At 70.6% G+C, this 12,467-nt stretch carries 13 protein-coding genes; all 13 read right to left on the bottom strand.

What is annotated here, in order from left to right; all coding sequences use genetic code 11:
• Window positions 1–39: 39 nt before the first annotated feature.
• The 13 genes from ABG085_RS07400 to ABG085_RS07340 all read right to left on the bottom strand — a co-directional run bounded on the left by ABG085_RS07400 (window position 40) and on the right by ABG085_RS07340 (window position 12,462).
• Window positions 40–876: a pseudouridine synthase gene (locus ABG085_RS07400; protein ID WP_347978753.1), complete on the bottom strand. Its 837-nt coding sequence runs from the start codon at window positions 874–876 to the stop codon at window positions 40–42.
• 103 nt (window positions 877–979) lie between these two features.
• Window positions 980–1,570 (bottom strand): SMC-Scp complex subunit ScpB, encoded by a 591-nt coding sequence (gene scpB / locus ABG085_RS07395; protein WP_347978752.1) that lies wholly within the window; start codon window positions 1,568–1,570, stop codon window positions 980–982.
• 61 nt (window positions 1,571–1,631) lie between these two features.
• Window positions 1,632–2,483, bottom strand: coding sequence for a ScpA family protein (locus ABG085_RS07390; protein ID WP_347979138.1), 852 nt, complete (start codon window positions 2,481–2,483; stop codon window positions 1,632–1,634).
• A complete protein-coding gene (locus tag ABG085_RS07385) occupies window positions 2,473–3,363 on the bottom strand; it encodes a ParA family protein (protein WP_347978751.1) in 891 nt (296 codons plus the stop codon). The genes ABG085_RS07390 and ABG085_RS07385 overlap by 11 nt, the downstream gene beginning before the upstream one ends.
• 112 nt (window positions 3,364–3,475) lie before the next feature.
• The gene (gene xerD / locus ABG085_RS07380) at window positions 3,476–4,426 is read right to left on the bottom strand and encodes a site-specific tyrosine recombinase XerD (protein ID WP_347978750.1); all 951 of its coding nucleotides are present in this window, start codon (window positions 4,424–4,426) and stop codon (window positions 3,476–3,478) included.
• Window positions 4,427–4,459: 33 nt separating this feature from the next.
• Window positions 4,460–5,092 carry an NUDIX hydrolase gene (locus tag ABG085_RS07375; RefSeq protein WP_347978749.1) on the bottom strand — a complete coding sequence of 211 codons (633 nt, stop codon included), beginning with the start codon at window positions 5,090–5,092 and terminating at the stop codon, window positions 4,460–4,462.
• A gap of 1 nt (window position 5,093) precedes the next feature.
• The gene (locus tag ABG085_RS07370; protein ID WP_347979137.1) at window positions 5,094–6,809 is read right to left on the bottom strand and encodes a CTP synthase; all 1,716 of its coding nucleotides are present in this window, start codon (window positions 6,807–6,809) and stop codon (window positions 5,094–5,096) included.
• Window positions 6,810–6,826: 17 nt separating this feature from the next.
• Entirely contained in the window at window positions 6,827–8,518 is a 1,692-nt protein-coding gene (recN, locus tag ABG085_RS07365) for a DNA repair protein RecN (RefSeq protein ID WP_347978748.1), read from the bottom strand.
• Window positions 8,515–9,504, bottom strand: a complete 990-nt coding sequence (locus ABG085_RS07360; protein ID WP_347978747.1) for an NAD kinase — start codon at window positions 9,502–9,504, stop codon at window positions 8,515–8,517. Before ABG085_RS07360 ends, recN begins: the two co-directional genes overlap by 4 nt.
• Window positions 9,501–10,301 (bottom strand): TlyA family RNA methyltransferase, encoded by an 801-nt coding sequence (locus tag ABG085_RS07355; protein ID WP_347978746.1) that lies wholly within the window; start codon window positions 10,299–10,301, stop codon window positions 9,501–9,503. Before ABG085_RS07355 ends, ABG085_RS07360 begins: the two co-directional genes overlap by 4 nt.
• On the bottom strand, window positions 10,298–10,456 hold the full coding sequence (locus ABG085_RS07350; protein ID WP_204260159.1) for a hypothetical protein: 159 nt from the start codon (window positions 10,454–10,456) through the stop codon (window positions 10,298–10,300). Before ABG085_RS07350 ends, ABG085_RS07355 begins: the two co-directional genes overlap by 4 nt.
• Before the next feature lie 57 nt (window positions 10,457–10,513).
• A complete protein-coding gene (locus ABG085_RS07345) occupies window positions 10,514–11,551 on the bottom strand; it encodes an HAD-IIA family hydrolase (RefSeq protein ID WP_347978745.1) in 1,038 nt (345 codons plus the stop codon).
• Entirely contained in the window at window positions 11,551–12,462 is a 912-nt protein-coding gene (locus tag ABG085_RS07340; RefSeq protein WP_347978744.1) for a hypothetical protein, read from the bottom strand. The genes ABG085_RS07345 and ABG085_RS07340 overlap by 1 nt, the downstream gene beginning before the upstream one ends.
• Window positions 12,463–12,467 lie beyond the last annotated feature (5 nt).

Here is a 12,467-nt window from a genome sequence, read left to right as displayed (position 1 = left end):
GTCACTTGCGTCTCCTGTTCGCCCCGCAGGGAGGCATCTTCACTCCGCAGACGGATCGCCATCGCGGGAGTCGGGCGCGTCCTCCGCCAGCGTGGAAGATGTCGCACTGCGCGCGAGAGTCAGCAGAGCGCCCCGCTCCACTTTAGTCAACTCGCGGGCGCGCCCGGCTGGCAGGGTTCCCAGGTGGAGCGGCCCGAACTGCCGGCGGACGAGTTCGACGACCGGATGCCCCACCGCAGCCATCATCCGCCGCACGATGCGGTTGCGCCCGGAGTGCAGGGTGAGCTCGACGAGCGACCCCCCGCCCTCAGCGGACGAGGACAGCAAACGGGCCTTGTCGGCCGCGATCGGGCCGTCCTCGAGGTCGACCCCGCGCAGGAGCTTCTGGATGGTCTGCGGTGTGACGCGCCCCTCCACCTTTGCGATGTACACCTTGGTGACGCCGAACGAGGGATGGGCGAGCACATGCGCGAGCTCGCCGTCGTTCGTGAGCACGAGCAGGCCGCTGGTCTCGGCATCCAATCGGCCCACGTTGTAGAGCCGCTCGTCCCAGTCCTTCGTGAAGCGGCGCAGATCGGGGCGACCGCGGTCGTCCTTCATGGAGCTCACGACGCCGGTGGGCTTGTTGAGCATGACGTAGCGCTTCGACTGGTCGAGCTGGATGGCGGTGCCGTCGACGTCGACCAGGTCGTTCTCGGGATCGATGCGTGAGCCGAGCTCTGTCACGACCTCGCCGTTGACGCGCACCCGGCCCGCGACGATGAGATCCTCGGCGACGCGTCGGGACGCGACGCCGGCGTTCGCGAGGACCTTCTGCAGGCGCACGCCCTCGGCGTCACCGCCCGAGCCGGTCGCGGTCTTGTCGTGCGAGGTCATCGTGTCCCACTTTCGGTCGCTCCCGCGGCCGGGAACGACCGGAATCGGGACATCAGGGCAAAGGATCGGGACATGGATGCTGCGGACCGGGCGTTCGTCGATCTCATCGGCGTATCCCTTCGTCCAGGCCGCCGCCGACCTCATCCGCCCTCGACACCTCATCGGCACCGTCCAAGAGCGGGGAGATGTGGGGCAGTTCATCCAGGGAGTTGATGCCGAGATGCACGAGCAGCGCATCGGTGGTGCCGTAGTTGATGGCGCCGGTCTCGGCATCCGCGAACAGCTCGGTGATGAGCCCGCGCGCGAGCAGCGTGCGCACGACCGAGTCGACGTTGACCGCGCGGATGGACGCGACCTGGCTGCGCGTGACCGGCTGCTTGTACGCGATCACGGCGAGTGTCTCGAGCGCCGCCTGCGACAGCCGCGACGGCGCCTGCCCGCCGACGAACTCGCTGACGAGGTCGTCGAGCTCCTCGCGCACGTACAGCCGCCAGCCGCCGCCGACCTCGCGCAGCTCGAAGCCGCGCACCGGCCCGGCGGACTTGCCGTCGTAGTCGTCGACGAGCGACTCGATCGCCTGGCGCACCGCCGGCACGGGCGCGCCGACCGCCGCCGCGAGGCTCACGAGGCTCTGCGGCTCCTCGACGATCAGCAGGATCGCCTCCAGCCGTCGCGCGACATCGGTGGTCGTCACAGCGGGGGGCGCACCCGCGGCTGCGGAGCTCCCACCCCCGGTTGCTGAGCTTGTCGAAGCATCATCGGTCATAGTCGGCTCCCAAAGTGGCGAGGTTCTCATCGCTCCAGCGCTGCGCGCTCCAGCGGAGGGTCAGCTCGCCGAGCGGCTCGAGCTGTTCGAACGACAGCGCGGCGTGACGGTACAGCTCGAGCACCGAGAGGAACCGTGCGACGACCACGCCGGATTGCGCGACGCCGGCGATGAGCTCGCGGAACGTCAGCGAACCGGCATCCCTCAGCAGTGTCACCACGATCGCCGCCTGCTCGCGGATGCTGATGAGCGGGGCGTGCAGATGGTCGAACCCGATGCGCGGAAGCTCCTTGGGCGTCATCGCCACCAGCGCCAGTGCGGCGAAATCGTCGGGACTCAGCGACCACACCAGCTCGGGGACGGCCTGACGGTACTTCTCATCGAGCCGCACCGCACGCGTGTGCCGCACGCTCTCCCGCCGGAGGCACCGCTCGAACCACGTCGACACCTCTTTGAACGCGCGATACTGCAGCAGGCGCGCGAACAGCAGGTCGCGTGCCTCGAGGAGCGCGACCGACTCGGCATCGACCAGCTCGCCCTGCGGCAGGAGCCCCGCGACCTTCATGTCGAGCAGGGTCGCGGCGACGACGAGGAACTCGGATGCCTCGTCCAGGTCCTCGTCCGGACCCAGTTCGCGCAGGTACGCGATGAACTCGTTGGTCACCAGCGACAGCGAGACCTCGGTGATGTCGAGCTCGTGCTTCGAGATCAGGGTCAGCAGCAGGTCGAAGGGTCCGTCGAAGTTGGACAGCGCGACCCGGAACCCGGGCTCGGCCGCGGAGACCCCATCGGTCCCTGAGCCCTCACCGGTCCCTGAGCTTGTCGAAGGGTCAGGCGACAGCGCCACGGGCGACCAGCTCTCGCGCCAGCCGCAGGTAGGCCTGCGCGGCAGCGTGCTCGGGCGCGAACTCGGTGATCGGCATGCCTGAGACCGAGGCATCCGGGAACTTGACGGTACGGCCGATGACCGTCTCGAGGACGTCGTCGCCGAACGCGTCGACCACACGCTCGAGCACCTCGCGCGAGTGCAGGGTGCGCGCGTCGTACATCGTCGCGAGCACGCCGTCGAGCGTGATCGTCGGGTTGAGGCGGTCGCGCACCTTGTCGATCGTCTCGATCAGCATCGCGACGCCGCGGAGGGCGAAGAACTCGCACTCGAGCGGGATGACGACGCCGTGGCTGGCGGTGAGCGCGTTGACGGTGAGGAGGCCCAGCGACGGCTGGCAGTCGATGAGCACCACGTCGTAATCGGGGCTGACCTTCCGCAGCGCGCGAGAGAGCGTCTGCTCGCGGGCGACCTCGTTGACGAGGTGGACCTCGGCGGCCGACAGGTCGATGTTCGCCGGGATCACGTCGAGGTTCGGCACGCGCGTGTGGACGACGACCTCGTGGGGATCGCGCTTGCTGTCGAGCAGCAGGTCGTAGATCGTGGGGATCTCGTGCGTCTGAATGCCGAGACCCGCCGAGAGCGCGCCCTGCGGGTCGAAGTCGACCGCGAGCACCTTGCGTCCGTAGTTCGCGAGCGCGGCGGCCAGGTTGATGGTGGTCGTCGTCTTGCCGACGCCGCCCTTCTGGTTGCAGAGGGCGATGATGCGAGCCGGCCCGTGACCGTCGAGCTTCGGCGGTGTAGGGAACCCCTGGTAGGGACGCCCGGTCGGCCCGATGGGAACCTCGTACTCCGAGGCCTTCCCCGATCTGGTCTTCGCCGTGCTGTCAGCCACCGTGCTCCCGCTTCCTCGTGCTCGCTCGATCCTAGTGGGCCGTAGGCGAAATCCTTCAGCAAAGCGCCGCGGCATCAGGAGATGTCCGCCACATCAGCCCGTCGGAGACCCCCTACTGCGCCCGCGGGTGCGATGTGGCGTACACGTCGCGCAGCGCTTCGACCGACACATACGTGTAGATCTGGGTGGTCGCCACCGAAGCGTGCCCGAGCAGCTCCTGCACGACGCGGACGTCGGCGCCGCCCTGCAGCAGGTGCGTGGCGAACGAGTGCCGAAGGGTGTGCGGCGACACGTGTGCGGTGAGGTGGGCACGGTCGGCCGCCGCCTGGATGATCAGCCAGGCGCTCTGCCGCGACAGGGGCGCCCCCCGCGCCCCGAGGAACAGCTTCGGCGTGGCGCGGCCGCGAAGCGACAGCTCGGGTCGGGCGCGGATGAGGTAGGCGTCCACGGCGGCGCGGGCGTACGAGCCGACCGGCACGATCCGCTCCTTCGAGCCCTTTCCGCGCACACGCAGCACGTCGCCGTGAGCGACGTCGTCGACGTCCAGCTGCACGATCTCCGACACACGGGCGCCGGTCGCGTACAGCAGCTCGAGGAGCGCCCGATCTCGCGTGCCGACCACGTCGCCCGCCGCGCCGCCCCCGGTGCCCGAGACGTCGGCATCGGTCGACGGCGCCGGACCGGAGGCATCCAGCAGCTTCTCGACCTGCTCGATCGTGAGCGCCTTCGGAAGGCGCCGCGCCTGCTTCGGCGGCCGCAGGTTCGACGACGGGTCGGCCTGCTCGATGCCCTCACGTGCGAGGAACCGGTGCAGTCCCCGTACCGACGACTGCAGCCGGGCGAGCGATGACGCCGCGATCGGAGGGTCGCCGGCCGCCCGGTCGGCGATGAAGCTGGCGAGGGTCACCGAGGTGACCGCGCTGGTCTCGGCGATCCCCTGCTCGCGCAGCCAGCCGGCATAGCCGGCGAGATCGCGCCGGTACGCGGCGACCGTGTTCTCCGACAGGCCGCGCTCGATCGCGACGTGGCGCAGGTAGGCGTCCACCGCACGATCGATTTCCATGTCAGGCGATCTTCACGTCAGGCGATCTTCATGTCAGCCGACCGACTGCTCCGTGGCGCCTCGAAGACGCTCGGCTGCGGCCAGGACGCCCACGGCGAGGATCCCGTTGCGCAGCCGCCCGGCGAAGATGCCCGCGACGGCATCGGCGATCGGCACCCACTCGAGGCGGATGTCGGCCTCCTCGTCCTCCCGTGCGTGCACGTCGTCGGCCGGCGACAGGCCGCGTGCGAGGAAGAGGTGGACGATCTCGTCGTTTCCGCCGGGCGTGGTGAAGATGCTCACCAGCGGCTCCCACGAGGAGGCGACCAGGTCGACCTCCTCGGCGAGCTCACGGCGCGCCGTCTCGAGCGGCGCTTCGCCGGCGATGTCGAGCAGCCCCGCCGGGATCTCCCAGTCGCGAAGGCGGATCGGATGCCGGTACTGCTGGATCAGCAGCACCCGGCCGTCCTCATCCACCGCGACCACCGCGGCGGCCCCCGGGTGATCGACGTACTGGCGCACGATCCGGCCGTCGCCGTATGCGACGGTGTCGCTGCGCACGTCCCAGACGCGTCCCTCGTAGACCAGCTCGCTCTCGAGGATGGGGGCATCGACGGGCTCGTCTGCGAGGAGCGCCGGCGTGGGAGTCGCCGGAGCGCCCGGCCGGGGCGACCGCTCGTCGGTCACGTCAGCGGCCCGCGAGCTCTTCGAACGGCTCCACCTCGAACAGCTCGCTCGAGCGGTGACGCTCGAGCGCCGCGCCGACCAGTCCGCGGAAGAGCGGGTTGGCGTCCGTGGGGCGCGAGCGCAGCTCGGGGTGCGCCTGGGTCGCGATGTAGTACGGGTGGACGTCGCGGGGCAGCTCCACGTACTCGACGAGGTCGAGATCCGGGTTGATCCCCGAGAACACCAGGCCGGCCTCGGCGATCCGGTCGCGATAGCGGTTGTTCACCTCGTAGCGGTGGCGGTGGCGCTCCGATGCGCGGCTCGAGCCGTACACCTCGGCGGCGATCGAGCCTTCCGCCAGCTCGGCCGGGTAGAGGCCGAGGCGCATCGTGCCGCCCATGTCGCCGCGGTCGAGGATGTCGACCTGCTCCTCCATCGTCGCGATCACGGGGTGCTCGGTGTCGGGATCGAACTCGCTCGACGACGCGTCCTCGATGCCGGCGACGTGACGCGCGTACTCGATGACGATGCACTGCAGTCCGAGGCAGATGCCGAGCGTCGGGATGCCCTGCTCGCGTGCGAACTTCAGTGCGCCGATCTTGCCCTCGATCCCGCGGATGCCGAAGCCGCCGGGGATGACGATGCCGTCGAGCGGCGCGAGCGCCTTGGCGGCGCCCTCCGGCGTCTGGCACTCGTCGGACGGGATCCACCGGATGTTGACGTGCGTCTCCTGCGCGAATCCACCGGCCTTGAGCGCCTCGGTGACCGAGAGGTAGGCATCCGGCAGGTCGATGTACTTGCCCACGAGGCCGATAGTGACCTCGTGCTTGGGGTTGTGCACCGCGTTCAGCACACGCTCCCAGCGAGACCAGTCCACGCCGTCGGCCTTCGACAGGCCGAGGGTGCGCACGATGTACTCGTCGAGCCCCTGCTCGTTGAGCATCGACGGGATGTCGTAGATGCTCGGCACGTCGACGGCGTTCACGACGGCGCCCTCGTCGACGTCGCACATCAGCGCGATCTTGCGCTTGTTCGCCTCGGTGACGGGGCGGTCGCTGCGCAGCACGAGCGCGTCGGGCTGGATGCCGATGGAGCGGAGCGTGGCCACGGAGTGCTGCGTGGGCTTCGTCTTCTGCTCACCCGACGCCCCCATGAACGGGACGAGCGACACGTGCACGAAGAAGACGTTGTTGCGGCCGAGCTCATGACGGATCTGGCGGGCCGACTCGATGAACGGCTGCGACTCGATGTCGCCGACCGTCCCGCCGATCTCGGTGATGATGACGTCCGGCTTGGGCGACTCGTCGGCCTGCAGACGCATGCGGCGCTTGATCTCGTCGGTGATGTGCGGGATCACCTGCACGGTGTCGCCGAGGTACTCGCCGCGACGCTCCTTGGCGATCACCTGCGAATAGATCTGGCCGGTCGTGACGTTGGCCGCCTGGCTCAGCTCGATGTCGAGGAAGCGCTCGTAGTGCCCGATGTCGAGATCGGTCTCGGCGCCGTCGTCGGTCACGAAGACCTCGCCGTGCTGGAACGGGTTCATCGTGCCCGGATCCACGTTCAGATACGGGTCGAGCTTCTGCATCACGACGTGAAGTCCCCGCGCCGTCAGAAGGTTTCCGAGGCTCGCGGCAGTGAGGCCCTTACCCAAAGAGGAAACGACACCACCCGTCACGAAGATGTGCTTGGTGGTGTCGTTCGAATTGTCGCCGCGGGAAGAACCAGAAGTCTGCATCACGGGCTTTTATCCTATCAGTCGACTTCGGTGCGAAGGCCCAGCAACTCGCGGGCGTGTGTCAGTGCGGCGTCGGAGTCGGGCATGCCCGACAGCAGGCGTGCCATCTCGGCCTCGCGATCCGCTCCGTCGAGGCGGCGGACATCGGATGCCGTGACCGAGCCGTCGTTCGCCTTCACGACGGTCAGGTGGTTGGCGGCGAACGCAGCCACCTGCGCGAGATGGGTCACGGCGATCACCTGCGACGACTCCGACAGACGGGCGAGGCGCCGTCCCACCTCGATCGCCGCGGCGCCGCCGATGCCGGCATCCACCTCGTCGAACACGAATGTCGGCACCGGGTCGACGGCCGCGATCACGACCTCGATGGCGAGCATGACGCGGCTCAGCTCTCCCCCGCTGGCGCCGCGGGAGACCGCGCGCGGCTCGGCGCCGGGGTGCGGCGCGAGCAGGATCGCGACGTCGTCGCGGCCCGATGCCGTCTCGGCCCCCGCGGTGACGGCCACCTCGAGTCGGGCGTCCGGCATCGCCAGGGCCCGCAGCTCGGCGGTCACCGCCGCGCCCAGGCGCGCGGCCGCCTCGGTCCGCGCCGCGGTCAGCACGGCGGCGGTCTCGTCGAGGGCGGCGGCCGCGGCATCCCGCTCCTCGGTCAGCCGTTCGATGCGCCCGGAGTCGTCGTCGAGCTCGGCGAGGCGGGCAGACCCCGTGTCGAGCAGTTCGATCGCGGCGTCGAGCGTGCCGTGCGCGCGCACGAGTCCCGCGAGCACCGCGCGCCGCTCCTCGACGGCGGCCAGCTCGTGCGGGCCCGACTCGTCGAGGTCGGCGAGATAGCCGGCGAGTGCGGCGGCGACATCTGCGACGCGATAGCCGAGGTCGGCCAGCTGGCCCGCGAGCTCTTCCAGCACCGGATCGTGAACGCGCTCGAGGACGCGGCGCGACTCGGCGAGCAGCATGGCTGCGTCGGGCTCGTCGCCTTCGCCCGAGAGGCCGTCGTGGGCGGTCGCGGCGGCGACCCGCAGCTCCTCGGCGTTCGCGAGGCGCTCCGCGCGCGCGGCCAGCTCAGCATCCTCGCCCGGCTGCGGGGCGGCCTGCTCGATCTCGGCGAGCTGCATCCGGAGGTCGTCGGCCTCACGGGCACGCGCGTCGCGATCGTCTGTGAGCTGCGACAGCTCGCGGTCGATCGCGCGCCAGTGCTCGAACGCGCGCCGGTACGCGTCTCGGGCGCTCTGGACGGTCTCGCCGCCGAAGCGGTCCAGCGCGTCGCGCTGCGCCGCGGCAGAGCGCAGTCGCAGCTGGTCGGACTGCCCGTGCACCACGACGAGCTCGTCGGCGAGGTCGGCGAGCACCCCGGCCGGCGCGGCACGCCCGCCGACGGAGGCGCGCCCGCGTCCCTCGCTCGAGATGGAGCGCCCGATGTACAGCTCGGCCCGTCCGCCGCCGATGGGCTCGACGTCGCCGCCGGCCTCCCGCACGCGTGCGGCGACGGGCCCGTCCTCGGGCACGATCCACACGCCGTCCACCGTGGCCTGGGACGCGCCCGCCCGCACGGCGCCCGAGTCGGCCCGCTGGCCGAGCAGCAGGCCGAGACCGGTGACCACCATCGTCTTGCCCGCGCCGGTCTCCCCCGTGATCGCCGTGAAGCCCGCGCCGATCGGCAGTGTCGCCTCGGCGATCACACCGAGGTCGCGCAGGCGCATCTCCTCGATCACGGCGCCACCTCGGACGTGACGGGCAGCAGCCCGGTGATCGCCGCAGGCCCGCGCCAGCCCTCGACGGGAAGACGGAACTTGCGCACGAGGCGATCGGTGAACTGCGCGGGATGCAGACGGGCCAAACGCACCGGGCGATCGGAGCGTCGCACCACCACGCGGGCGCCGGGGGGCAGGTCGTGCGAGCGACGACCGTCGCACCAGAGGATCCCGGTGCCGTTCGTGCGTTCGAGCACCTCGATCGCGACCGAGTGCTCGGGTCCGACGACGAGCGGCTTGGCGAAGAGCGCGTGCGCCGACAGCGGCACCACGGCGATCGCCTCGACCGTCGGCCAGATGACCGGACCGCCCGCCGAGAAGTTGTAGGCGGTCGAGCCGGTGGGCGTCGACACCACCATGCCGTCGCACCCGAATGTCGACAGCGGTCGCCCGTCGATCTCGACGACGACCTCGAGCATGCGCTCGCGGCTCGCCTTCTCGACCGTCGCCTCATTGAGAGCCCACGTCTCGTAGATCACGGAGTCGGCGGTGTCCTTCACCCGCACCTGGAGCGCCATGCGCTCCTCGACCTCGTATTCGCGGGCGATGACGCGGCGAACGGCCTCGTCCATGTCATCCCGCTCCGTCTCGGCGAGGAAGCCGACGTGGCCCATGTTGATCCCGAGCACCGGGGCACGACCGTCCCTGACGAGTTCCGCGGCGCGCAGGATGGTGCCGTCTCCGCCGAGCACGATCGCCAGCTCGATCTCGCCGACCGGGGCATCCGCGCCCAGCAGCGCGACGTCGCCGATCGACGCGCCCGCGGCGAGCAGCTCCTCGGCATCGTCCGGCGCGAACACCGGCTGCGCGCCTGCGGCTCGGAGGGCGGCCACGACGCGCTCGGCGGCGGTCACGGTCTCCGCGCGATGCGCGTGGGCCACGACCAGGATGCTGCGCCCGGTCTGCGCCTGAACCTGCAGGTCGTGCGGTGCGTCGGCGTTGTTCATCGGCTCCCCGCCAGTCGGTTCACAGTGCCTGACCATTCTGTCGGATTGCTCCCCCGGCCCGGCGCGAGGTGCGCGATGAACTCGGAATTGCCGTGCGTGCCGGCGATCGGGGAGGAGACGAGGCCGCATGTGCCGAGCCCCACGTCCCACGCCGCCCACAGCACGCGCGCGACTGCGTCGGCTCGCAGCACCGGGTTGGTCACGAGTCCGCCCTTCACCGCGGTGCGGCCGACCTCGAACTGCGGCTTCACGAGCAGCACGAGATCCGCATCGGACGCCGCCACCGCCCGGGCGGCCGGCAGCACGTGCGACAGCGAGATGAACGAGAGATCGCCCGTCACGATCGACGGTGCGGCCGCCACGCCGCTCGCCTCGGCAAGCGAGTCGGGAGTCATGTAGCGGACGTTGAACCCTTCGATCGATATGACGCCGGGGTCGTCGGCGACGGATGCCGCAAGCTGGCCGTGTCCGACATCCACCGCGATCACCGGCTCGGCGCCGCGCTCGCGGAGCACCTGCGTGAACCCGCCGGTGGAGGCGCCCATGTCGAGCGCCACGCGGCCCCGCACGTCGAGGTCGAAGGCGTCCAGGCCGGCGATCAGCTTGTGCGCCGCGCGGCTGACGTAGTGATCGGCACCGGCCACCTCGATCACGGTCTCGTCGCCTACCGGGGTCGAGGCTTTCACCACCGGGCGGCCGTCGACGGTCACCAGTCCTTCGGCGATGAGTGTCGCGGCGTGCGTGCGGGAGCGCGCGAGACCGCGGGCGGCGAGAGCGGCGTCGAGCCGGCTCGTCATGACGGGGAGCCGGGCGTCGCCTCGAGGCGACGGGCGAGCGTGTCGTGCAGGGAGTCGTACGCGTCGGCGCGAGTGGCCAGCGGCTGCGCCTCGATCACTTCGAGAGTCGAGAGGAGGTCGCCGGTCTCGTCGTCACGCGGGCTGGCCTGGTCCATTCACCCAGACTACGGGGGCACCGCGACAGTCGTCCGGATTCGAGGCGGCGTGACGGGTCAGGGGCGGTGGAACGGGTCGGCGTACAGCCGCTCCGGCACACGGAAGCCGAAGATCGCCCGACCGCTCGCCCAGACCACTGCGGCACCGGCTCGCACCAGATCGATCGGGCGACCGCCCTCGCTCAGGATCCGGATGTCGGCGCCGTCGATCGCCACGCGCGCGTCGCGCACGGTGGCGACGCCGTCCTTCACGTGCACCTCGGGATATGGCTCGTGCAGTTCGCGCAGGTCACCCAGGATGTACGTCGGCCGAGAATTCTCCGGGGCGGCCAGCACGTGCTTAGGTCGGTCGATCCCCGTCAGCACGAGCGCCGATGCGATGCCGGCGCGGTTCGCCCCGAGGATGTCGGTGTCGAGCCGGTCGCCCAGGAAGAGCGGATGCTGCGCGCCGAACCGCGCGACGGCCTCCTGGAAGATCGGCGTCTCGGGCTTACCGGCCACCGTGGCGAGCCGGCCCACCGCCGTGTGCACGGCGGACACGAGCGTGCCGTTGCCGGGAGCGATGCCCCGGGACTGCGGGATGGTCCAGTCCGTGTTCGTGGCGACCCACGGGATCCCGCCCTCCTCCTCGGGCGTCTTGAGCGCGAAGGCGGCCTCGGCGAGCTGCGTCCAGCCGACCTCAGGAGCGAATCCCTGCACGACGGCCGCCGGTGCGTCGTCCGCGCTGCGCGTGACGACGAATCCAGCTTTCTCGACCTCGACCACGAGCCCGTCGCCGCCGACGACGAGGATGGTCGACCCCGGGGCGATCTTCTCGGCGAGCAGCCGCATCGCCGCCTGCGGGCTGGTGACGACATCACTCGGAGCCGTCGCCAGGCCGAGCTCGCTCAGGTGCGCCGCCACCGAGGCATCCGTGCGTGCCGCGTTGTTGGTGATGTAGGCGATGGCACGGCCGTCCCGCGCACGATTGAGGCTCTCGACCGCGTGCGGCAGCGCTCCGGGGCCGGCGTAGACGACGCCGTCGAGGTCGGCGAGCACGACATCCACGCCGTCGAGCGGGGCGGGCGTCACAGCCCGCCGCCCGAACAGCGCCATCAGCGCTGGGCCTCGTCGGTGTCGGCGTCCGCCTCCGCGTCCGCGGCTGCGTCGGCTTCGGGCTGTGGCTCGTCGACGCCGGCCTCGACCAGGATCTCGGCGACCTCGTCGGCGACCGAGAGCTCCTCCTGGGGGCTCAGCTCCAGCTCCGCCTCAGCCGCGGCCATGTCGTCGGCCTCGTCGGACGCCTCGACCTGGTCTTCCAGGTCGACCTCGTCGTCCCGGTCATCGTGGTCGTCGTCGCCCTGATCGTCGTCGTCGTCCTGGTCGTCGTCCTGGGCGTCGTGTTCGTCGTCCCGGTCGTCCTGGAACGACTCGTCCTCGTCCACCACGTCGTCGATGTCTTCCTCGATGACTTCCTCGACGAGCATCGTCTCCAGGTCGTCCAGACCCGCCGCCGCGTCGATGGCCTCTCCAGCGACGACCGCGCGATGCTGCCACTGCGCCGCCTCGTCGGTGCGACCCAGCTCTTCGAGCACGGCCGCGCGCGCAGCGAACAGCCCCGGGCTCCATTCGAAGGCGCGATCGGGGTCGAGCTCAGGGATGTCCAGCTCCTGAAGTGCGCGCTCGGGCTCGCCGAGGTCGAGACGAGCCCCAGACATGGCGATCGCCAGCTCCACGCGGACCGAAGTGTCCAGCGTGGCGCGGTCCACCGAGCGTCCGACCTCCAGGGCGCGGTCGGCGCGGCCGACGCCCCGCTCGCTGTCGACCATGAGTGCGATCTGGTCGTCGCGTCCCGAGATGCGCCGATATGTGCGCAGCTCACGCAGCGCGAGAGCGAAATCGCCCGTCGCATAGGCCGTGATCGCGAGCGTCTCCCGGACGATCGCAATGCGCCCGGCACGTCGAGACGCCGACAGTGCATGCTGGTGCGCCAGCGCAGGGTCCTCGTCGATGAGCTCCGACGCCATCGCCA

Origin of the sequence: Microbacterium sp. ProA8 (assembly GCF_039905635.1) — a bacterium.
In the GTDB taxonomy this organism is placed as follows: Bacteria; Actinomycetota; Actinomycetes; order Actinomycetales; family Microbacteriaceae; genus Microbacterium; species Microbacterium chionoecetis.
Note: the sequence above shows the minus strand (reverse complement) of the source record. Positions and strands in the feature narration are given on the sequence as shown.

Excerpts from the sequence above, each read along its gene's own strand:
- ABG085_RS07350 (WP_204260159.1), bottom strand. The coding sequence starts at position 10,456 with ATGGACCAGGCCAGCCCGCGTGACGACGAGACCGGCGACCTCCTCTCG.
- ABG085_RS07360 (WP_347978747.1), bottom strand. The coding sequence starts at position 9,504 with ATGAACAACGCCGACGCACCGCACGACCTGCAGGTTCAGGCGCAGACC.
- xerD (WP_347978750.1), bottom strand. The coding sequence starts at position 4,426 with ATGGAAATCGATCGTGCGGTGGACGCCTACCTGCGCCACGTCGCGATC.
- ABG085_RS07340 (WP_347978744.1), bottom strand. The coding sequence starts at position 12,462 with ATGGCGTCGGAGCTCATCGACGAGGACCCTGCGCTGGCGCACCAGCAT.
- ABG085_RS07370 (WP_347979137.1), bottom strand. The coding sequence starts at position 6,809 with ATGCAGACTTCTGGTTCTTCCCGCGGCGACAATTCGAACGACACCACC.
- ABG085_RS07355 (WP_347978746.1), bottom strand. The coding sequence starts at position 10,301 with ATGACGAGCCGGCTCGACGCCGCTCTCGCCGCCCGCGGTCTCGCGCGC.
- ABG085_RS07400 (WP_347978753.1), bottom strand. The coding sequence starts at position 876 with ATGACCTCGCACGACAAGACCGCGACCGGCTCGGGCGGTGACGCCGAG.
- ABG085_RS07345 (WP_347978745.1), bottom strand. The coding sequence starts at position 11,551 with ATGGCGCTGTTCGGGCGGCGGGCTGTGACGCCCGCCCCGCTCGACGGC.